The organism is Chitinophaga sancti (genome assembly GCF_034087045.1).
Classification (GTDB): domain Bacteria; phylum Bacteroidota; class Bacteroidia; order Chitinophagales; family Chitinophagaceae; genus Chitinophaga; species Chitinophaga sancti_B.
On record NZ_CP139247.1, the window covers coordinates 7,504,756 to 7,527,380 of the forward strand.

12 protein-coding genes are annotated in these 22,625 nt (G+C 44.5%); 3 read left to right on the plus strand and 9 right to left on the minus strand.

The features are described from left to right. Nucleotides 1-14: 14 nt before the first annotated feature. The 9 genes from SIO70_RS30025 to SIO70_RS30065 all read right to left on the minus strand — a co-directional run bounded on the left by SIO70_RS30025 (nucleotide 15) and on the right by SIO70_RS30065 (nucleotide 16,944). Nucleotides 15-2,186 carry a TonB-dependent receptor family protein gene (locus SIO70_RS30025; RefSeq protein ID WP_320577136.1) on the minus strand — a complete coding sequence of 724 codons (2,172 nt, stop codon included), beginning with the start codon at nucleotides 2,184-2,186 and terminating at the stop codon, nucleotides 15-17. 207 nt (nucleotides 2,187-2,393) lie between these two features. Further along, nucleotides 2,394-3,518, minus strand: a complete 1,125-nt coding sequence (locus tag SIO70_RS30030; RefSeq protein WP_320577138.1) for a HupE/UreJ family protein — start codon at nucleotides 3,516-3,518, stop codon at nucleotides 2,394-2,396. Between the two features lie 9 nt (nucleotides 3,519-3,527). Beyond that, nucleotides 3,528-4,640: a DUF3500 domain-containing protein gene (locus SIO70_RS30035; RefSeq protein ID WP_320577140.1), complete on the minus strand. Its 1,113-nt coding sequence runs from the start codon at nucleotides 4,638-4,640 to the stop codon at nucleotides 3,528-3,530. 126 nt (nucleotides 4,641-4,766) lie between these two features. After that, a complete protein-coding gene (locus SIO70_RS30040; RefSeq protein WP_320577141.1) occupies nucleotides 4,767-5,444 on the minus strand; it encodes a LytTR family DNA-binding domain-containing protein in 678 nt (225 codons plus the stop codon). Between the two features lie 56 nt (nucleotides 5,445-5,500). Continuing rightward, entirely contained in the window at nucleotides 5,501-6,832 is a 1,332-nt protein-coding gene (locus SIO70_RS30045; RefSeq protein ID WP_320577142.1) for a vanadium-dependent haloperoxidase, read from the minus strand. A 58-nt stretch (nucleotides 6,833-6,890) separates the two neighbouring features. Then, complete coding sequence (locus SIO70_RS30050) at nucleotides 6,891-10,172, minus strand: VCBS repeat-containing protein (RefSeq protein ID WP_320577144.1); 3,282 nt, start codon at nucleotides 10,170-10,172, stop codon at nucleotides 6,891-6,893. A gap of 103 nt (nucleotides 10,173-10,275) precedes the next feature. Continuing rightward, on the minus strand, nucleotides 10,276-11,877 hold the full coding sequence (locus SIO70_RS30055) for a SusD/RagB family nutrient-binding outer membrane lipoprotein (protein ID WP_320577146.1): 1,602 nt from the start codon (nucleotides 11,875-11,877) through the stop codon (nucleotides 10,276-10,278). A gap of 5 nt (nucleotides 11,878-11,882) precedes the next feature. Next, nucleotides 11,883-14,981 carry a SusC/RagA family TonB-linked outer membrane protein gene (locus tag SIO70_RS30060; RefSeq protein ID WP_320577148.1) on the minus strand — a complete coding sequence of 1,033 codons (3,099 nt, stop codon included), beginning with the start codon at nucleotides 14,979-14,981 and terminating at the stop codon, nucleotides 11,883-11,885. A 982-nt stretch (nucleotides 14,982-15,963) separates the two neighbouring features. Continuing rightward, nucleotides 15,964-16,944 carry a glycoside hydrolase family 43 protein gene (locus SIO70_RS30065; protein ID WP_320577150.1) on the minus strand — a complete coding sequence of 327 codons (981 nt, stop codon included), beginning with the start codon at nucleotides 16,942-16,944 and terminating at the stop codon, nucleotides 15,964-15,966. Between the two features lie 189 nt (nucleotides 16,945-17,133). Between SIO70_RS30065 and SIO70_RS30070 the strand changes: the two genes are divergently transcribed. From SIO70_RS30070 to SIO70_RS30080, 3 genes are all read left to right on the plus strand, one after another. Further along, nucleotides 17,134-17,685: an RNA polymerase sigma factor gene (locus SIO70_RS30070; protein WP_320577152.1), complete on the plus strand. Its 552-nt coding sequence runs from the start codon at nucleotides 17,134-17,136 to the stop codon at nucleotides 17,683-17,685. A 144-nt stretch (nucleotides 17,686-17,829) separates the two neighbouring features. Then, nucleotides 17,830-19,005: a FecR family protein gene (locus SIO70_RS30075; protein WP_320577153.1), complete on the plus strand. Its 1,176-nt coding sequence runs from the start codon at nucleotides 17,830-17,832 to the stop codon at nucleotides 19,003-19,005. A gap of 318 nt (nucleotides 19,006-19,323) precedes the next feature. Continuing rightward, nucleotides 19,324-22,617, plus strand: coding sequence for a SusC/RagA family TonB-linked outer membrane protein (locus tag SIO70_RS30080; protein ID WP_320577155.1), 3,294 nt, complete (start codon nucleotides 19,324-19,326; stop codon nucleotides 22,615-22,617). Nucleotides 22,618-22,625 lie beyond the last annotated feature (8 nt).

The window sequence follows — 22,625 nt, forward strand, 5'->3', positions numbered from 1 at the left end:
TTAATTTAAACAGTTTAAATCCTTATACCTGCTGTAATATAAAAAGTTCTGCCATCAGCTGGTAAGATACCCGGCCCCGGGTACATGGTAATTCTGCGGTTGAAATATTTTTCGTTTGTAAAGTTATTCACACCCGCGGAGAAGTGATAACCTTTGGCCAGCTGCCAGTCAAAACTCCAGTCAAATACATGCCAGTCAGGAATAACACCTGTTACACCGGCTGCACTATGTTCTGTATTCAGTGCATCATTGTAACTCCTGCTGTTGTAACTAAATAAGAAACCGGTAGAGAGTCCTTTGTGCTGGAAGGTAATACCTGTCTTGTTGATCCAGTCTGGTGTATTCTCTATCATGTGTCCTTTAACATCTGTATTCACACCTGCGTTATTGATAGTCGTGCTATTGTAACGGCCATGCTGCCAGGCGAGTGAATTGAAGACACGCAGGTCATTGGCGGTACGTGCCGCCTGGAAAACCCTGAACAATGAAAGCTCTACATAGGCTTCGACTCCTTTATTTACAGCGTTCCCCACATTGGTAGTTAATAAATGATTTGTCCCGTCTTCTCCTTTGAAGGTGAGGAGGCCAATCCTGTTACCATAATACACATAGAATACATTCACATCAAAACGGATCATATCACTAAAATGCCCTCTATAACCCAAATCCACATCATAGCCTTTGGTATCTTTCAGGTTGGGGTCTACCTGATCCAGTCTGTCAGCAGGGGTAACACTGGCATAGAGATAAGGACGGTATGCCTGTGATATATTGCCATACAACTGGCTAAAGCTATTCACCTTGTATTCCATTCCTGTGCCGAACAGCGGGAAATGCCGGTTGCCTTTATAGCTGACTGCACTGCTGGCATTGTTGATCACACCTGTAAGATCGGTGTGGATGATTTCATATCTTACACCCGGTGTGATGGAAAAACGATCTGTCAGCTGGAAGATATTCTCTGCAAAGGCTGCATAGTTCTTTGTATTGAAATGCAGATCGATGCCATAGGTTTTTGTGAGACCCAGGTCAAAGTCACTGCCGGTGGTGCCTGTACCCTTTTGTTCTCTTTTGGTTTTACTGGTGGAAAAGCGAAACCCGGTTGCCAGTGTGCTTTTGACTGATCCAATATGATAACTATGTAATAAGCGTGCTTCTGTAGTAAAACTGGTGTAGTAATCCCTGTCTACCTGCCTTGGATTGTATGTACCTAAGCTGGTATTGATGGTATCCATTACATTTGGCGCATTGATAAATTGTACACTGTTCCTTTCTCCGAAGAGGGCATTGGAGGTAATATCCAGTTTTGTATTTTCAGAGAATTTATACTTGAATGAAAGGGCAGGGATATTTATTTTTGGTTGGAAGAAATTTCTCTTTCGGAAGGATTGTTTTGCACTTACTGCAAACTGTGCATCTGTCAATCCGCCTGCTATTTGCTGTACATAATCCATTCGTGAGAACTGAAAGCTCAGGCTACCTTTATCATTGAAGTTATATTGAAGATTTGCATAGTAAGCGTGGTAATCAAAGCGGGCATTGTCTCTCCACCCATCTCCATGCCTGTAGTCGTAGTAAGCGTAATAGGTGAGTTTACCTTTGGTGCCGCCTACTGCGTTGTAAGAATTAAACAGGTTATTACCACCTATGGTCTGTTCACTTTCCAATACAAACGGGCGGGTACTATCTCCTTGTTTTAATACATAATTCATCATTCCGCCGAATTGCGGACCGAATTGTAATGCTGCTGAACCACGTACCAGCTGTATTGTTTGCACTGCCTGTAACGGCAATGAATAATGGTTTTCAGGATAGCCAAAGAGATCACTGTTGGTATTATACCCATTCTGACGCATGTTCATTTCTATAGAGCGATGTGCATCCGTACCTCTTACACCGATATTCACCTGTGTACCCGCACCATCCATTTCCCATGTTATTAAACCGGGGATCTGTGCAAATAGCTGGCGGGCGAGGTTCTGTGCAAGATTACCTTTGCTGCCGTCCAAGAGTAACTGGTTGGTATGCTTACCTGCGTAGATGATTGTGCCTGACACATCTGGAAGGCTGGTGCCCGCGCTGTTCTTTTTGTAGGTGCTGACAGTAATACTATCCAGGTTCTTTAGAATAGTAGTGTCATGCTGTGGCGAGTGGGAATACATAGAGAGTAAAAGCAGTAACTTCATTGTTCGATTTTGGTATTGTGATGAAGTTAACAAATTCCCTCTTATAAAGAATAACACAAACCATGAGGATATATCAAAATAAATGAAATTACTTAGAAACCTGGCTTCGTCAGCTATCCGAATTAAAAGAGCGTGTATCCTATTTTGATACACGCTCTTCGTTTGTGAAGGAGAGATTGGCGGGCGCCCGCCAATAATTATATTATTTTATATGCGTTCTGTGATCCAGACAGTTGCTGCTATTCCAGCTATTACAGCGCCAGCTACACGTACATATTTATACGCGGGTATCCGGCTAAGCCATATTAACCAGGGCATCACAAAGAGTATTACTATCAGCTGCATCAGTTCTATGCCCACATTAAACCCTAATATGCTCAATCCCATTCTCGTGGCATCCAGTTGTAAATTGGCCAGCGTACTGGCAAATGCCAATCCGTGTATCAAGCCGAAACCTGCAGCCACCAAAGCTTCTCTACCGGGGAAGATGGGACGCAATGCATGTACTGCCGATACCAGGATTGACACTGCAATCAGTACTTCTACCGGTTGTGATGGTAACCGTAACCATCCCAATGCACCAGCCAGCAATGTAATGGAATGACCAATCGTAAAGGCTGTGACGATCTGTAGTAAGTGCATGAGGGCGTACTTTGTACCACCATAACCATCCCAGCGTTGTTGTCTGACCAACAGTGGTGCAGGTAATAACAATACTAAGAGAAACAACAGGTGGTCCGTACCTTCTGCGATATGCTGCATGCCCAATGACACCATGCTCTGGAATCCTTTCCACAGACTACCTTGTTCCTGGCTCACAATCAAAGGTTCTATGGTGCCACTCTTTACATCCAGTTTGATTACGCCGACCTCAAAAGTGTGTTCTCCATATTTACCTCTCTCCCAATCCTGGCGAACTGAGACGAGAGCTTTGTGAGAACTGACTTCTGCAATGATCGCATCGTAATGCAGACTGAAATTACGCACAGACGTACCATTTACAGGTTCCATCCATAACGTAGCCGTGACTTCATTATAAGGACCTGTTGCCGTTTGCTCCGCAGGTTGTATATGCAGATCTTTTACCTGCACTGTCCAGGGTTGGCCTTCCAGGCTTTGTGGCCTTACATGTGCCAAAAGGTATGCATGCAGCGCCGGGCCTAATTCTACTTTGTGACCTAAGGCCAGTTCAAGTTCGCTTAGGGGCAATTGCACTTCTGCAGCAACACCTTTGGATTTAATATCCAGTAGTATCACTGAGTTAGGCATGGGATGTGCCTTTGCACCCAGCGTGCATACACAGCAAAACACCAGCAGAAAGTAATATCGCATACAATAAGATTAGAAAGTAAAGTTATTGCCGTAATCCCGGTTATGATCCCTGTATACACTATGGTAGTGTATCTGGGAAGGATATACCACCCCTGTCTGACAAACGAATTCTATCCATACACTTGGCCCATCGATACGTACATAGTCAGCATTCGTATCCAGTGTGGCATTACCAGAATAAGCAATGTAAGTGCTGCTCAACTCATTACTATAGGTAGTAAGCAGTGATGCAGCGGTGGTACTGTCTGCATCATTGACCCATGGTTTCATAGCAGCTAATACCAATGCCTGTTGTGCGCTTGTGAGTGAACTAACGGCGATGCCCACTTTGGTGGCTGGGAACTGTCCGTCTTCGTTAGGGCCTAAGAGTACATCGCTGAACTTGGTGGTCAGTTGGGCGCTTGCCAGTTCTGATGTGCTAAGCGAAGCCAGCATTGCCAACATAGCAGCCTGTTCCTGTGCCAATGGAGCATATGTAGTACCACTGGATGTCCAGCTCTTTGGTTCGATACCTTCAAATCTTGGCGTAGCACCGGTTACAGCACCACCACTGAATGTAATGTTTACAGCCAGGTGGTGACCACCGAATTGCAATTGCCAGGTACCTGTAGTGGAAGGCGTACCTACAAATGCAATGAAGTAGATACCGGAGCCATAGCTACTGCTGCTGCTGGCGGTATTCAATACATCGTCTGCAGCTATGATCTGGGTGATTTCATCATATCCTTCGTTGGCGGCAGTGCCGGACGCAGCCACTACGATTGCTTTGGCAGCGGCCAGCTGGGTACTGGTCAGGGAAGAATACTGCAAGCCATTACGGCAAGTACTACCACATGGAAGGTTGGACCACTTAATGGCATACGTGCTGGAATAACTGGTGATGAGTGAGGCAAGCTGTGTGCTTGTTAGCGTAGCTTCAAAGGCTTCGGCCAGACAAACTACCTTGGCAGTGGTGTTGGCGGCGGAACTACAATCTGATGTCGCAGTAGAGGTGGTAGTATCAGTTGTCGTGGTACTGTCGGTAGTTGTAGAAGTGGTTGTCGCATCCTTCTTACTACAGGAGAGTAACAGCATAGCCGGTATGATGGCTAGTAAACTGAAATGGATTGTGCGCATTTTCATGTTCAAATTTTTGGTGAAAGGGAAAAGGTATTTCACACTGGTTTGTACATAAGACCTGTAATTAAAGACAAGGTTTAGCCATTGGGGGAGAAATTGGGGTCAATGGTGGATTTGTTGTGGTGAAAGTCAGGATTTGAAAACCTCAAAAAACGCCGATTCGTAGCTGTTACTCAAAGGGATATCGGATCCTGCGATGAGGATTTGTTTGTTACGTACATTTTCAATGGCGGAGAGGGCCACGATGTAAGAGCGGTGTACGCGAATGAAGTTTTTCCGGGGAAGCTTTTCCATGATGGCTTTCATGGTCATGCGCACCAGGAGTGGTTTTTGGGATCTGAGGTAGATCTTAAGGTAGTTGTCCCAGCCTTCGATATATTGGATGTCTGAGATGAAGACTTTGACTAATCCGTAGTCTAATCTGAGTACAAGTTGAGGGGACTGAACGGCATCCTTACTGCGGTGAACTGCTTTTTCGACGGCTTGCTGGAAGCGGGTGAAGGTGAAGGGTTTAAGAATGTAGTCAACTGCGTTGACTTCGTAGCTTTCTACGGCGTAGTCGCGGTAGGAAGTGGTGAAGATAACAAGGGAGGGTTGGGGGATAGATTTGTAAAAGTCGAGTCCCGAGATGGAGGGCATGTTGATGTCGAGGAAGAGTAGGTCGATGGGGTATTGGCGGAGGAAGGACATAGCTTCGGTGGAGCCTGTGAAGGTTTTCTCCAGGCGGATGTAGTCGATCTTTTGACAGTAAGTGTCAATTACGGCTAATGCAGGTGGCTCGTCATCAAGGGCGATGGCTGTCATCATGAAGGCAAATATATATTTTTTTTGAGGGCGGGCCGAAGTCCCGCCCTCAAAAAATATTAATTCTTTGTTACCGGGTTGATCCCTGCTTTCTTTATTTTCTCCACTACAAATGTACCTACCCGTGTTCCCTGATCCACTCCATTATCCACAGAATCGCGGTAATGGATTCCACCATAAATGCGTGACACCGCTGCTTCCTTTGCTGCATTCCAGAAAGAAGTAAAATGCCGAGGTGTCAATTCCCAGAACTCTTCTGAATTATCTGTGTATTCAAAGTTATCTCCAAACAGATAAGTCAGCATGGTAGCGACGGCAGACGATACCACACTATGTCCGCTGGTATATTCAGGAAAGGGCGGGGTTTGTAAATTCGGCTTCCATTTTACATCTATATACTTATTAATAAACGCTTCCGGACGGATACGGTTGGTGCTGTATTTCGCATCCCAGCAACTGATAAATGCATCCATCATCACATTGGCTGCCAGCATGTGTACCTGTATGGTATGATCAAAATCCAGTTTTGCTTTGCGGCAGGCAATACCTGTAATATTCATCCAGTGGCCACCAGGAGTGATTTTCTTAAAACCAATGGCCATGTGTCCATAAGTACTTACTGCAAATGGATTACAATCCCAGAATCCTGCGATCGTCATCTCTTCCTTAGTTGGATGCACTCCATAGTTATACACCTCCATATTCAGCCTGTAAAACTCGCTGGTGGTGTCTTTACTAAAGGCTACCATCGGTTTAGATTTGAATTGTGTACAGCTATCGATCATCATCGGCCGAATGGTACGCCAATTAGGTTCTACTGCATCCATGTATGCAGGCGGTGTAGGATACCAATACTCCTCCCCTTTCAGTGGTGTATACCTGCGTAAGGTGCTAAGCTTGCCGTATCCATCTGCTTTAGACCATACCATTATCTGCTTTACCACCTCCTCTGCGACCATTACAGAATTCTTTATAATACTATCAGGTACCTGGTCTTTCTTAAACAGGTCTATCAGCTTCTCCTCATCATCTGCCAGCATATACCCGGAAGGTAACAACTGCTTGCCTGCTTCTAAGATCGCATACACAGCCGCTACCTTATAATCGTAGGTTCTGCCACTATCGGGTACGGTCACTGCCGGATAAGATCTTATAAAAGTAGCAGCACCCGGCATGGATGGATCATGCTTTGCCACAATCTGGTAAGCCGCCAGTGTTGCATAACTGTAAAAACGAGTCGCCGCAGGCGGATTCACTACATCGTGCATCATCACCATAGAAAGAGAAAACACTGCCGGCTGTATATAATCAGTAAAGGGAGCCTTGTCATACTGCTGTTGTGCATAACCCAACCTGCTAACGAGTAACAATCCAAAGATGAGTTTCTTCATACTTATTGTTCTTTATATAGTGAGATTCCTTCATTGTTCCTGATAGAGTGAGACACCTTCATTGTTCTTTATAAAGTGAGACACCTTCATTGTTTACACCAACTACCACAAAGTTTTTACCATTGATGGCGATTTCGCCGGCCGACTTTACATCGCCTTTGATACAGATACCTGCTGCTGACTGATCTACATAGGTAAACCCTCCTTTGCCATCGCCTTTGAGCAGGCAACCATAACCAGCGTCAAAACTACCCAGCTTGAGACGGTTGTCACAATGGTTACCAAGCAACAATAAATCTGGTCTACCATCTTCATTGAAATCACCGGTCAGGATTTTGGTGACTACGGTGAATTGAGCTTCTACAGGTAATGGTGATACAACAAATTTGCCGTTCTTATTCAGCAGACATAAACTGCGGGTTTCAGTCACCGTGAGTTTGTCGGCCTTTGCCAGATCATCAGGCGACAAAATATCTTTCATGGTTGCATCTGAATAATTTTTATAAGATGTGAATTTCTTTCGCATTGGATAAATCTGGTCATTCAGCTCATCCCTGCTCACGTATGGATAACTTACCCCCTGTATATAAAAGTTGAGGAATGGATCGATGTTGCCATTTTTATCAAAGTCAGCATAATACAATTCAACAGGTTCTTTGGCTGAAGCTTTGATTTGTGTATTCAGACCCAGGTTACCAGCTATGAGATCATCATTGCCATCACCATCTATATCTTTCACTGCCAGACTAAACCAAAAACCATTTTGTGGCTGATCAAAGTAATCCGCTGTCTTATCTTTAAAGCCATCTGCCTTGTTGATATATACTGATAGTGGCATCATCTCTCCACATACTACCAGATCCTTCCGACCATCTTTATCGAGGTCTATCCACTGTGCATCTGTGATCATACCAGTTTTCGCAAAAGGTACATCTGCTACAGTGAATTTTCCTTTACCATTATTTATCAGCAGGTAAGATACTGGTGATACAGGGTACTGACCGGGAATAACACGACCACCTACAAAGAGGTCTATGTCTCCATCATTATCATAATCACATGGACGTACACAGGATTTACTGTTGGCACTCACATCAGGCATGTTCTCACTGGCTTTTACGAGTATCCCCTTTCCATTGTTGATAAACAATTCATCCTGCAACATGGGTGTATTGGGATCGCAATTAAAGTAACCGCCCATTGCCAGGTACAGATCAGGATAACCATCTCCGTTGGCATCAAAGAAGATGGCATCGGCCACGCAGTTTTCGGTGGGGTCTTCCAGCTTCATGCTCTTATTCATTTCAAAGCTGCCACTACCTGATTGTGTATAGATACGACCGGGCAATTCCCTATTGCCACTTATATACAGGTCTTCTTTTCCATCTTTATTCACATCTGCTTTTGCAATGACAGGACCTGTTTTGGAATACATGAATAACATGAGGAACTGACGTTTGAAATCATTTGCCGGCATTTCTTCATGTTTGTAATCAATAAGGCCATCTGCTTTTGTAAAGACGGGTTTTGTAAGGGTAGCAGGTGGTAAAGGTGCATTTGGCGCGTAGTCTATTTTCAATAACTGATTGGCGGCTACATCCGTCATGCGTTGTTCCTTATTACCGGCCCATATGATCAATACGGAATCAGCTTTGGCTGCATTACCCAAACCAAATAACAACTGGGTAGATACTGCACCCAGATAGCCTTTGCCGGGATTAACTTCCTGATATTGCTGCATGCCATTTGTATAAACATATACTTTGGCGCCGATGGCCTGTGTATTCTTTCCTTCTCCTTTCAATTTAAAGGATAGATACGCTGTCTTGCTTTGCTCTCTCGTCATGTTCTGGTAAACACCTGCCGGATCATTGATGCGGTTGATGACCAGATCGAGGTCGCCGTCATTATCCAGATCTGCATACACTGCTCCACTGGATACGCCAGGTTGATCTATACCCCACTCCTGTTGCTTATTGGCAAAGGTGAGGTCATGATTATTGCGGAAGATATAATTCTTTAAAGGTGTGACAGGCATAGCGGTAACGAGATCCATAAACTTGATGGGTTCACGCTCCATTGCCTTTTTTATTTTATAATCACCCCAATAGCGCAGGAAGTCTTTGTTGGTATAATCGCGCAGGTAGCCATTTGTTACAAAGAGATCTTTATAGCCATCGTTGTCAAAGTCAGCAAAGAGCGGGCACCAGCTCCAGTCTGTATTTGATACACCGGCCAGCTGGCCGATTTCACTAAAGGTGCCATCGCCATTGTTCAGTTGCAGCATATTGCGCATATACTGTTCATAGAGGTCCTGTGACTTCATGAGGTCATGCATTTCATAGCTCTCTTCCATCTGCAGCAGTTTCTGACGCTTGTTATCTTCAGGGAGCATATCGAGCGTGAGCACATCCGGTAGTCCATCGTTGTTGTAGTCAGCAATGTCTACACCCATAGAGAAGTGAGAAAGGTGCTTAAAAGTTTCTTTAGTACGTTCACTGAAAGTACCGTCGTGATTGTTGATGTATAGATAATCAGGTTCGTTGTAGTCGTTGGTCACATAAATATCTTCCCAGCCATCCTTGTTGATGTCTGCTACGGCAACCCCCAGCCCAAAGGTAAGCGGGTTCTGAATAATACCGGATTTGAGGGTGATATCAGTAAAGTGGTTGTTGTCATTACGATAGAGTTTGTTGCCTGCCAGAGAGTCGGTCAGGGCTTTGTATTTGGCAAACTCCATGTTGTCAATCTTGTTCGTGCTGTGGTTGAGGAGGAACATATCGAGGTCGCCGTCGTTGTCGAAATCGAAGAAGACAGCATTTGTGCTATATCCCGGATCGTCGAGACCATATTCCTTTGCTTTTTCCACAAATTTCATATTGCCCTGGTTGATAAAGAGCTGATTGCGGCGGGTAGCATCATCCCGTTTACCGGAGTAGCAGATGTAGATATCGAGGAGGCCATCACCGTTTACGTCAGCCATGGTTACGCCTGTTTTCCAGCTATCTGATTTCCCGCCGATGCCTTTGCCTGCATCTTTGGTAATGTCTTTGAACTGCATGTTGCCCATGTTCTGGTAGAGGGCACCGGGCTGCATATTTGCAGTGAAGTACAGGTCCTGTAATCCATCGTTGTTCAGATCTCCAACGGCTATGCCGGCACCGTTATAGAAGTATTCGTATTGCAGTACGTTCAATCCTTCTGTTTCGTTCAAAGGATTGGAGAACTTAATGCCGGTTGTTTTGGAAGGTAGCTGTTGGAAAAGTTGCTGTTGTGCCTGGATAGCGCAAGGAATGCAGGAGGCTATCATGAGGGCCAGCAAGGAGGTGGAATAACGCATGGATAAATAGTTTTTCAGTGTTCACATTCTTAAAGATGAAAAGTTAATGCGGCAGTTTACCGCATTAACTTTTCTTAATTTAGCTAGTCATGAACAAAAGTCATTATTGAGCTACATCCCACCAGATACGTGAAGTGTAAGTATCTCCATTAGAGAGACTGCTCACACCTGAAGCATAACCTGAAGGGTTTGTAGAATTTTCAGTAGACTGATAAGGAATTCTTCTTGGAATAGTACCACCTGTGAAGTTGCCGGTATAGACTACAGGCGTCAGTACAGGGTAACCACTTCTTCTCCAGTTATTCCATGCTTCGATGAAGTTCATCAGCGTACCTTCTGTTACCCAGAGCTGTTCATTGATCTGCTTGATAGAAGCGGTAGTTGAAGTAACATCCAGCGGATTAGCAGCTATGAAGAGCGTTGCAACTGTGGTAGAGATAGTAGCATCTGAAGAGAAGGTAGCCAGCGATTGCATAGAAGCAGTTACACCAGCTGCGTAGTGAGAAACAGCAGTTCCACCTACACTCCATCCACGTGCAGCAGCTTCGGCCAGCAGCAGTTCTGTTTCAGCATAAGTTAATACGAATTCAGGACCGCTGTAGTTTCTGTACAGTGCATTGGTAGGACGGGAATATTTACCCAGAGGAGCAGGAGAGTCATCGGAAGTTGCAGCAGCAGTAGCACCAGGATAATCACTTCTGTTAGTGATATCGGTAGTACCACCATTCAGGTCATATCCGTTTGGCATACCTAACTGAATGCTGGAATCAGTAGAACCAGCCAGCGCGGTATTGTTATTTGCAGCCAGACCGTTTGGTGCAATTTCAGCGATGTATTCCAGGCGGGGGTCATTCATTTTCCTCATGTAATCGATGAGGGTTTTAGACCATTTTACTTCCCTGTAGTCATCCTGAACCATCAGCGCGTTGGTAGTACCATTGCTGAAACCACCAGAATTGTCACAAATCACCACAGCATCGTCGGCTATACTTGTGAACACGCCACCCGCAACAGCTTTCTCAGCCCATGTTTGTGCAAGGGTTGGATTTACTTTTACCAGGCGCATAGCTGTACGCAGCATCAGCGAGTAACCGAATTTTTTCCATTTAGCGATATCACCACTATAGAACAGGTCTGCTGTTGGTTTGGTACCGCTTTCATCCAATGCAGAGATGGCAGTTTGCAATTCTGTCAGCATGGAAGTATAGATAGATTCCTGTGAATCGTAAGCCGGGGTAAAGGTACCAGCTTTACCTTTTAGTGCTTCGGAGTAAGGTATATCACCATAGCAATCAGTAATGTGTTGCATAATCAGCACATTCATGATTTTACCGATATTCGAAAGGTTTGGCAGACTTTTCTGCTGCGCCAATGTATCCATTTCGTAGGCATAGCTGGCAGCCTGGTAGTCTTCGTTCCAGATCCTGTCCTGGTAACCGATCTGACCGGAAGAAGCTACATATTTATCACCATTGCTGTAGTAGTTGAAGGTAGAAGACAACAACTGTACCCACATACTTTGGAATAACAACTGGCTATAACCAGTGTTTGCATAAGAATATTGTGCCCTTGACAGCAGGTAGTTAGGATCATATTGAGAACCGGATACCGCGGTAGGGTTACTATTTATATCGTCAAAGTTTCTGGTACAACTCGTAGCGAACAGTGTTGAAGCCAGACCTAAGCAGAGCAATCCTTTTTTCATAATCATCATTTTTTAAATTTGAAGTTTACGTTCACACCATAAGAACGGGTACTTGGTAAACTTGTACCTTCAATACCAGCGTAGTTAATCAGGGAAGAGAAACCAGCTTCAGGATCCACGTTATCAGTATGTTTCATTAATGTCAGGAGGTTACGGGCCACCAGAGACACACCGATTGAAGAGAATGGTGATTTACCCAGTATTTTGCTATCGAATACATAGCCAAAAGTGACCTGGCGCAGTTTGATGAAGCTTGCATCCAGTACATCGATGGAAGAAACCTGGTTAGCCAGTGTCTGGTAGTAAGTCTGTGCTGCTACAGAAGTAGTGTTTGTAGTACCGTCAGATTTAACACCTTTTGCCACAACGCCATCTCTACCTTCGAGGGTCATTTTGTTCAGACCGCGGTATATTGAGTAGTAGTTAGTAGCAGACAGCATTTTGTTTCCAAATTTACCATCTACCAGGAAGGAGAGAGTGAAGGATTTATAAGAGAAATCGTTGTTGATACCACCGAACCATTTAGGCAGTACGCTACCCATTGGGTTCAGATTGCCACGCTGAGGCAGACCATCGTCAGTCAGCAGGACTTCCCCTTTAGCGTTACGTTTCCAGTCGTACGCCATTACCTGTGGACCTGACATACCTTTTACCAGTGCAGTGTTCGCATTGAGCGGACGATATGTACCTAAGGTCAGGGTAGTGCTGGAGCTGTTGCTACCGTAGATATCCAGGATCTTGTTGTTGATGTTGGTTGCATTCACACTAACGTTCCAGGTGAATGTACCATTAGATACCGGTGTACCTGAAATCTGCATTTCCAGGCCTTTGTTCTGGGTAGAACCAGTACCGAAGTAAGCGTTGGTATAACCGGTTGCAGGAGAGATGGTACCTTTAATGATTTCATTTTGTGTTTTACGCTGGAAGTAAGCCAGGTCAACACCTAAACGATTATTCAGGAATTTCAGTTCCAGCCCCACTTCTGCTTCATTCAATGTGAATGGTTTCAGATTCAGGTTTGGAAGAGAAGATGGGAAGCTACCTACGCTCTTGCTGTTGAGTGCACCATCAATGGTGTAATAAGACTGGGTGATATAATAGTCATCAGGCTCACCGCTGGCTTTTGCATAAGAAGCACGGAACTTACCATAAGTCAGAGATGGAATATCCCAAAGTTCAGAGAAGATGAAGCTGGCGTTGACAGATGGTACAAAGATACCTCTGTTGCTTGCAGGCAGTGTAGAGTAAGTATCATAACGGCCGGTAGTACCGACAGTCAGGAAACCTTTATAAGAGAAGTCTGCAGTATAGTAAGCGGAGTTAGCCTGCTTGCGATACACAGTATTCTGCCTGTTATAAGTCTTAACGTTGTTGTAGCTATATACATAAGGCAGGATGAAGTTGCTACCGGTAATCTGTATCAGCTCATCGTTTCTCTTTCTTACGTTCGCACCTACAGCGATGTCGACGTTGAAATCTTTAGCGATATCTTTCTTGAAACCGAGGAGACCATCTGCGTTCATTTCGCTGATCTGTTCATTGCTCAGTGTCATATTACCACTCACGATAGTACCATCCTGAGAAGTGAAGGAATAAGCAGTACCCCATGGTGTGATATTGAAACGTCTGTCGTTGATCAGGTCATAACCCACACGGGCCTGGCCATACAGGTATTCAGTCAGATCATAGCGCGCAGTAACGGCAGAAATCAAACGTTTTCTACCAATATTGTTTTGCATCTGGCTGGTTACGAAATATGGGTTGGTTACATAAATATCATCCGTGAAGGTTACTTCTTTACCGTTGTTGTTAACGTCGTAACCAGGAGCGAGGATTTTCTCGTCGATGTTAGTAGCGAGGAACAGACCGTTGTTAGGGTTCAGCGGACCATCACTCAGGTAAGGTTTGTTTCTCTGATAGTCATCAATGTAATCTACCATGGCAGATACTTTGAATTTATCAGTTACTTTCTGATCGATGTTCAGGTTGAAAGTTTTACGTTTCAGACCGCTGTTTTCAACGATTGATTTATTATCCAGCGCAGATGCAGACAGGCGGAAGGTACCTCTGTCGCCACCACCGGAAACAGATACAGTGTTTGTCCAGGTAGGACCAGTTCTGTAGAAGTTAGTCAGGTTATTTTTAACTGCAGAATAAGCGTAAGAATTACCATCATACTGGATAGTAGAAGCACCATCCAGTTTTTCACCCCAGCTGAGGCGGGTGCTGTTCAGTGCAGCGTTTGCAGTAGTAGGTCTTGCACCTAACTGACCCTGACCATAAGTATACTGGAAGTCAGTGAAGTCGATCGCTTTATCAACAGTGAAGTTACCATTGTATTCCACCTGCATGTTCCCTTTCTTACCAGTTTTGGTAGTGATCAGGATTACACCGTTAGAAGCGCGGGAACCGTACAGTGCAGCAGCAGAAGCGCCTTTCAGTACAGTCATTGTTTCGATATCATCAGGGTTGATATTCTGGATACCATCACCATTATCAGAACCACCCCACTCACCGGCGCTACCTCTCTGGGAGTTGTCCATTGGTACACCATTGATTACATACAGTGGGCTGGCGGCACCAAAGCTGGCCATACCGCGCAACAATACGCGGGCAGAAGAACCAGGACCACCACTTGTACCACTTACGCTCAGACCTGCTACGCGGCCACCTAATGAATAAGCAACGTTTGTTTCCCTGGCCTGGGTCATAACGTTACCGTCTACTTTAGTTACAGCATAACCTATTTTCTTTGATTCTTTGGAGATACCCAAAGCTGTTACCGTTACTTCACCAAGTTGTGATGAAGATTCTTCAAGCGTGAAATCTACTGAAGTTTGACCTGCAGCTACTTTCACACCTTTAGAAGTATAACCGATGAGGGATATTTCGAGGAGCATTTCCCCATCAGGAGCATTTTTCAGTACAAAGGCGCCATCAGCTCCAGTTACAGCAAAAACATTTTTACCCTGAACCTTGACGCTAACAGATCCAAGCGGCGCGCCGGACTTGGAATCTTTTACAGTCCCTTTCAACTGCCTTGTTTGTGCAAATGCTACCGTTGAAAGCAGCATTGCGATGACCAGCAAACGAAGTTGTCTCATTATCGATTTAGTTTTTGGTTAGGTAATAAATGAGTGATGTGCACTCCTTTCTCAAATTGACGGCGGGATAAATCCGCTTTGATTCTACATTTCATTTGGTTCTGTTTCTGTATAAAATTTTCGTTTTAGAAAATACGTGGTAGGCTCGCCTTCTTTCAAGGCAAGAGAAATACATCAACCACATGTGGATGGGAAGTAAAGATGACGGTATGTAAGGTTGTAACTACCCCTTAATGTGTATTACAGTACATTTTGCTACACGTATGTGCACAGCAGAGCTGGTAGTTTAAAACCACAGAAGAAATTTTTGATTAAAAATGCTTGTTCATCATTGTTACGACGTTAGATCTGTTCAGCAACAACATGTTCACCCCTTAAATACTCCTTGTAATTTGCCCTCGTTCAATAGTCTTATTTAGTCAATAATTAAAGAGGGCTATTTTTGGTTGTTGTTACGTTTTTCCCGAAATTTTAAGTTTCACTGTTACTGTATTGTCATACATTCTAAAATGACAAGTCTTAAAATGACAACACTGATTATTTTATTTACGATTATTATATGATTACCGTTTTCTCACTGTTCTAATTCTCATATCCGTTTTAAACGGTAGCTTTTCATTTTCTCGTTGTAGATTTCATTTACTTACGGCTGATTTCTGGATCCAAAGTACAGAAATTTTAACATTTCATACAATCCCCAAGAAGTTGTACATAATTATTACCATTTGCGCGGTAAAACAAATACTATTTTAACAAGTATTGGTTTTATGTAAACCGTTTTAGCAAAAAAGGGGTATAAAGGTATTTCATACACTTGAAAACCCCTGTATTATTCCAAAAAATGGAACGGTAAGTAACGAAAAGGGGATACAAAAAGTACCCCCTTTTTATAAGCGTAACTCTTTGTAAACGTTTACCTTAATTTATAACAATTAAAACAGAGGCAAAGTTTACCGGGTATTGCAAATCCTTTCAGATTATTTCATTTTAACTTATCGGGCCTTACACCTTCTTTCGTCATCTTTACAGGGAGAATTTTCCCATCTGCGTCAAAATGCATTTCGTCGATGCAGGTTACGCGGTTATTGGCAGCAGTTTCTGCAAGGGGGCGACGGTGGTATACGATGTACCATCTATCTGTACCGGGTACGTTGATTACAGAGTGATGACCAGCACCGGTGGCGATGGCTGTATCCTGTTGTAAGATCTTGCCAATGCGCTGCCATGGACCCATTGGACTATCGGCGATAGCATATGCCACACTATAATCGGGTCCGGTCCAGCCACCTTCTGACCACATAAAATAGTACTTACCATTGCGGATGAACATGAATGGACCTTCTACATATCCTTTTGGTGTGATCTCTTTGAAGGTCTGATCATCAGCAAAAGGTTCGATACCTGTGAAATCGGATTTTAAGCGGGCAATATTGCAGTGTTGCCAGCCGCCGTAGATGATGTAATACTGACCATCTTTGTCGTGAAATACGAACTGATCGATGGGTTGTGCACCATTGTAGAACTTATCAATGAGCGGTTTGCCAAGATAGTCTTTGTAAGGACCGCCTGGTTTATCGGCAACGGCTATGCCGATACCACCTTTCTCTTTGTCGTTCTGGATGTCGTTAGCACCAAAAAAGAAAAAGTATTTTCCGTCTTTCCGGATGATGGCGGGCGCCCACATGGCACGATTGGCCCATTTTACATTCGAAGAGTCGAGGACTTTCGGGTGTTTCTTCCAGGTGACGAGGTCAGTGGAGGAATAAGCGTCGAAGAAGACCTGCTTTTCGTATTTGTCGGAATAGGTGGGGAAGATCCAGTATTCCTTTCCGAATACGGCAGCTTCCGGATCGGCGTACCAACCCTGAATGATTGGGTTGCCGGAGGTTTGCTTTTTCTTTTGAGCAGAAAGCGGGTTTGTCAGAGCAATAGCCCCGAGTAATAACGTGATAGCCTTTCTCATAGTGAGTTGATTCCTGTTTAATAGATAACACAAGATAGTAGTTTTATCTTTTCCTGAATATGGAAAGGCATCCGTGAAAGCTACTGCCCAATGAGTGTTTTAATTAATACTTAAAAAATAAATATTTGGGCATATACGGGGTAAGTTCCTAATTTTAGCGAGGAATTACAGCATTCAAACGATTGACTTTTGCAAGGTTCATTCATACAGGAAGAACGGGAACTATTGCAGCAGATAGGAGAAGGAAGCCAGTCTGCTTATACACTTGTCTTTAATCAGTACAGTAAACAGGTGTTTGATGTGGCCATGCTTTATCTTAAAGACAATCTGGCGGCACGGGAAACTGTGCAGGAGGTTTTTTTGAAAATCTGGCTGAAGAGGGAGGTATTGCCTGAGGTGGAAGACTTTTCTGACTATTTATTTATCCTGACCCGGAATCATGTATTTGATGTATTTAAGAAGCAGGCGGTGAGGGAGAAGGCATATGAGCAATTGTATCACCAGCAATTGGAGGTGGTGAATGATACGGATTACAGGGTGAAGGACAGGGAGTATGCGGGGATTGTGGAAAGGGCGATTGCCGCGTTGCCACCGGAGCGGAAGAAGGTGTATATAGCAAGAAAAGAAGGTTTTAGTAACGAAGAAATATCTAATAAGTTCAATATATCAATCCATACCGTAAAGAAACAGATGCAGATTGCAGTGCAGACGGTGAGGAATTTTGTTAAGAAAAGTATATAGTATTAAATAGTGAAAGCGCTTCCGCCTAAGGCCGGAAGCGCTTTTTATTTTCCGGAAAGGCCCTTCAGCCGGCCTTTTTGCTTTTTTTTGACTTTTTTTTTATTTCGGATACTCCTTTTATTCTCCACTATCGTCTTTACTATTATGACAGCACAGGAATTAAAACTCTTGCTTGATAAGTATAAGCAAAACAACATCTCTCCCGATGAGAAAGCGCGCCTTATGGACGCTATTAACAACGGGGAGCAGGATGATTTGCTCCGGGAAGATATTCTTCGCTCATTACAGGGGATCGTTCCTTCTGCAGGGTGGGAAGAAGAAGATCATGCAGCTATACTTCATGCCATTTTTCAGGTGGATCAGCCTGAAAGGCTGACTGTTGTCAAAAACAAACGCCGTTTCTACCTGTATGCCGCAGCCGCTGTAACTGCTGGTATTATATTGACCACGAGTCTTTTATACAAGAAAGACATTGAAAAGGCCCCTACCCTTGCAAAAACTCAGGTGTTGGCCCCCGGCTCTAACAAAGCCATGCTGACCCTCGCTGATGGTACTCAGATTCCACTTGACAGTGCTGCCAATGGCGCCCTGGCCCAACAAGGTAACACCCAGATCAAAAATTCCAACGGTAACCTGAGTTATCAGGCAAACGGAGGCAATGAAGTGATGTACAACACCGTCACTACTCCTCACGGTGGCCAATACCAGCTCACGCTGGCCGATGGTAGCAAGGTATGGCTCAATGCCGCCAGCAGCATCCGTTTCCCAACTGCATTTGTTGGAAAGGAAAGGCAGGTAAGCATTACGGGAGAAGCATATTTCGAAATCGCCCAGCAGCCCAGCCACCCGTTTTCTGTACAGGTAAAGGCTGCTGATAAGGAGATGACTGTAAAAGTACTGGGCACCAGTTTCAATATCATGGCCTATGCCGATGAAAAAGCTGTAAAAACCGCCCTGGTAGACGGCGCTGTACAGGTACAGTACGGCAACCAGAAGAATGTACTGAAACCCGGACTGGAAGCTAGTCTGACAGACAACACCTTTGCCATTGCTCCCGCAGACCTGGAACAAACCCTTGCCTGGAAAGACGGCAAGTTCAGGTTCAGGAGCACCAATATCAAAACCATCATGCGTCAGCTATCCAGGTGGTATGATATGGATGTGGCGTACAATGGTGATGTATCCGACATCGACCTGACAGGAGTGATCTCCCGCAGGGAAGATGCCAGTAACCTGTTCAAGGCCCTTGAAGCTACCCAAAGGGTTCATTTTGAGGTGAATGGCCACAATGTGACCGTTTCACCTGCCACGTTGCACTAATCAATCCCGGCTAGAGGGGGGATATATATTTTGTAAATTTTTAAAACAATTCCGTTATGACCACGTAGAGACTATTGTTGCATGTGAACAATAAAGAAAGGTACCCACACTTGTCAATGACGCTGCCACGTCTGAACATAAAAAAACCGGGCCCGACTGCCATCGGAACCCGGCAACATGGCTACCAATTTCTCTTTGACTCAAGAAAAATTTGATTTACTAAAAAAGCCAGGAAACAAAAGTATGGAACTATGCGCTTCATGCAAAACTACTTCACATGGTGGAGTAAGACTTTTGCACAGAAAATTGTTGTTAGTTATGAAATTAACTGCCATTTTAACGCTGGTATTTACACTCCAGCTATCTGCTAAAACCTATTCCCAAACCGTTAGCATCTCAGGAAAGCACCTTTCTCTGTATGAGGTGTTCAATTCCATCAGCAAGCAGACGGGTTATGAATTTGTGTACGACGCCAAATTGCTGGAAGGCAAAGGCGCCATTAATATCAATGCCCAGGGACAAGCGCTTACAGCTGTACTGAACAACTGTCTGAACGACAAAGCATTGACTTATTCTATTGTGGACAAGATCATCGTGATCAGTCCTAAAAAGGCTCCCCGGGAAGTCGCTCCCGCTCCCATTCCTACAGCTGCTGTCTCTGGTACTGTTACTGACTCTGCTGGCCATCCGCTTCAGAATGTAAGTATCCAGGTAAAAGGTACAACCAGAGGTGCGATGACGGATGCAAGCGGTCATTTTACCCTGGAGGCACAACCTACAGACGTACTGGTTATCAGCTACATTGGCTTTGACAAGCAGGAAATTATTGTAGGTAATAACACCTCCCTGACGATCAAACTCGCTGAAACCAACAAACAGCTGGGCACTGTAGTCGTTACAGCACTGGGTATCAAACGCTCTGAGAAATCCATCACTTATGCCACCCAACAGGTGAGCGGTGTGGAACTGACCAAGGCAAAAGATCCCAACCTGATGAACACCCTGAATGGTAAAGTAGCTGGTCTGACTATTTCCAGCAGCGCTTCAGGTGTGGGTGGTTCTGCAAAAGTAATACTGCGTGGTAGCAAATCTGGTCTGGGTAATAACCAGGCACTCTATGTAATTGATGGGGTGCCTATGAACAACACCCTTACCAACCAGCCAAACAGTGCGTATGGTGGTAGCACCGCTTATGATGGTGGTGACCCTATCTCTAACATGAACCCTGAAGATATCGAGAGCATCTCTATTCTGAAAGGTGCTTCTGCAGCTGCGCTGTATGGTAGCCAGGGTGCAAACGGAGTGGTACTGATCACGACCAAGAGTGGTAAAGCAGGTCGTACTACCATCAACTTCTCTTCAGGTCTTACCCTGAGCAAGGCTGCCTACAAACCTGAGTTCCAGAACACTTATGGCCAGACCACAGATGGTAGTACCCAGAGCTGGGGCGACAAACTGACCACCAAAGCGCATGATAACCTGGGTGATTTTTTCCAGACAGGTAATAATATCACCAATGCGATCAGCCTTGCAGGTGGTACTGATAAGACACAGACTTATTTCTCTTATGCTAATACCAGTGCAAAAGGTATTCAGCCAACCAATAAACTGGGTCGTAACAACATCAGCTTTAAAGAAACCGGTAAATTCCTGAATGATAAGCTGACTGCTGAAGCGGATGTAAACTACGTGACCCAGAAGATTGACAATACACCGCTCTCCGGTTTTTATTTCAATCCGCTTACAGGTTTATACCTCTACCCTCGTGGCAGCAACCTGTCTCAGTACAAAAATAATTTTGAAGTAGCCGATCCGGCCAGAAACGGCCTGATGGTGCAGAACTGGGCTTTCAATGAAGATGTACAGCAAAATCCATGGTGGATCCTGTACCGCGATCCTAACCAGCTGGACAGAAACCGCATTCTGCTGAATGCCAGCCTGAAATATGAAATCAACAAATACCTGAGCGTACAGGCAAGAGGAAGTATTGACAGGATCAATGACGTATACGATCAGAAAGTATATGCTGACAATGCTACTTATGTATCTGATTCCAGTGGGGTATATGTATACCAGAACCTGACTACCAACCAGCAGTACGGCGACCTGTTGCTGAACTTCAATGTTCCTATCGGAAAAGATTGGCGCGTAACAGGTGTTGTAGGTGGTGCGCTGCGCGATGTGAAGACTACCGGTGAGAAATTCAACTCCGGTAAAGATGGTCTGCATATTCCGAACATTTTCACCCTTCAGAACTTTGTAACCATGAACGCAGCGAACTCCGGTACACTGCCTAACAATCATAGCCAGTTCCAGTCTGTATTCGGAAGTGCAAATATCTCTTTCAAAGACTGGTTCTACCTGGATCTGACTGCCCGTAACGACTGGTCATCCAACCTGGCCTTTACTTCTACTTATTCTTATTTCTATCCTTCAGTCGGTCTTAATGTCATCCTTAGTTCTGTAACCAGGTTGCCTGAATGGGTGAGCTTCGCCAAAGTGCGTGGTTCCTATGCCCAGGTGGGTAACGCTCCTCTAGCCTACCAATCCTATCCTGCCCTGAATACCCTTGGTGCGGGTGGTTCCATCGTTGGTAATACCGTCGCTCCTTTCACTGATCTGAAACCAGAGAAAACAAATTCACTGGAATTCGGTACTGAATGGCGCTTCTTCAACAACAGGCTGAGCGTGGATGCGACTTATTATAAGACGAATACCAAGAACCAGACTTTGCAGATCTCTGCAAGCCAGGCTTCTTACTATGATTCTTATTATATCAATGCTGGCAACATTCAGAACCAGGGTGTGGAAGCAGTAGTTCGTTACGATGTATTCCGTGATTCCAAATTTAAATGGAACACCGGTGTGAACTTCGCTACCAATCAAAACAAGATCATCGAACTGGCGGATGGTGTAGACTACTTCACCCTGACAGGTGCTTCTGGTTCCAACTATGCATCTAAATTCAAAGTAGGTGGATCTTTTGGTGACATCTATGGTACAGTACTGAAGAAAGATGCACAAGGCAGGATTATGGTGGATGCAGCTGGTACGCCTATTAAACAGACTGGCGACATGGTGTATATCGGTAATTCCAACACCAAATTCCAACTGGGATGGAATAACAACTTCGGTTATAAGAACTTCACCCTGTCTATGCTGATTGATGGTAAATTCGGTGGCAAGGTAATGTCTGTGACTCAGTCTATGATGGACCTGTACGGTGTGTCTAAAGCATCTGGTGATGCAAGAGATGCTGGCGGTGTAAAAATAAACGGTGTTGATCCAAGTGGTAATGCTGTTACATCTGTTGATGCACATACCTGGTATTCTACTGTAGGTGGTCGTGAAGCGGTGTCTGGCGAGTACATGTACAATGCGACGACTGTTCGTCTGCGTGAAATGGCACTGGGTTATACCGTTCCGCTGAAAGATGTATTTATCAAGGCGCTGAAATTCTCCCTGACCGGACGTAACCTGCTTTATTTCTATAAGAAAGCACCGTTTGATCCTGAGTTGACAATGTCTACAGCAAATGGTTTGTCTGGTGTAGATATTTTCATGCAGCCTGCATTACGCAGTTATGGTCTGAGTCTGAATGCTACTTTCTAACTGTAAAA

Coding starts and splice junctions, on each gene's coding strand:
- SIO70_RS30060 (WP_320577148.1), bottom strand. CDS start 14,981: ATGAGACAACTTCGTTTGCTGGTCATCGCAATGCTGCTTTCAACGGTA.
- SIO70_RS30035 (WP_320577140.1), bottom strand. CDS start 4,640: ATGAAAATGCGCACAATCCATTTCAGTTTACTAGCCATCATACCGGCT.
- SIO70_RS30050 (WP_320577144.1), bottom strand. CDS start 10,172: ATGCGTTATTCCACCTCCTTGCTGGCCCTCATGATAGCCTCCTGCATT.
- SIO70_RS30040 (WP_320577141.1), bottom strand. CDS start 5,444: ATGATGACAGCCATCGCCCTTGATGACGAGCCACCTGCATTAGCCGTA.
- SIO70_RS30080 (WP_320577155.1), top strand. CDS start 19,324: ATGAAATTAACTGCCATTTTAACGCTGGTATTTACACTCCAGCTATCT.
- SIO70_RS30030 (WP_320577138.1), bottom strand. CDS start 3,518: ATGCGATATTACTTTCTGCTGGTGTTTTGCTGTGTATGCACGCTGGGT.
- SIO70_RS30045 (WP_320577142.1), bottom strand. CDS start 6,832: ATGAAGAAACTCATCTTTGGATTGTTACTCGTTAGCAGGTTGGGTTAT.
- SIO70_RS30065 (WP_320577150.1), bottom strand. CDS start 16,944: ATGAGAAAGGCTATCACGTTATTACTCGGGGCTATTGCTCTGACAAAC.
- SIO70_RS30075 (WP_320577153.1), top strand. CDS start 17,830: ATGACAGCACAGGAATTAAAACTCTTGCTTGATAAGTATAAGCAAAAC.
- SIO70_RS30025 (WP_320577136.1), bottom strand. CDS start 2,186: ATGAAGTTACTGCTTTTACTCTCTATGTATTCCCACTCGCCACAGCAT.
- SIO70_RS30055 (WP_320577146.1), bottom strand. CDS start 11,877: ATGAAAAAAGGATTGCTCTGCTTAGGTCTGGCTTCAACACTGTTCGCT.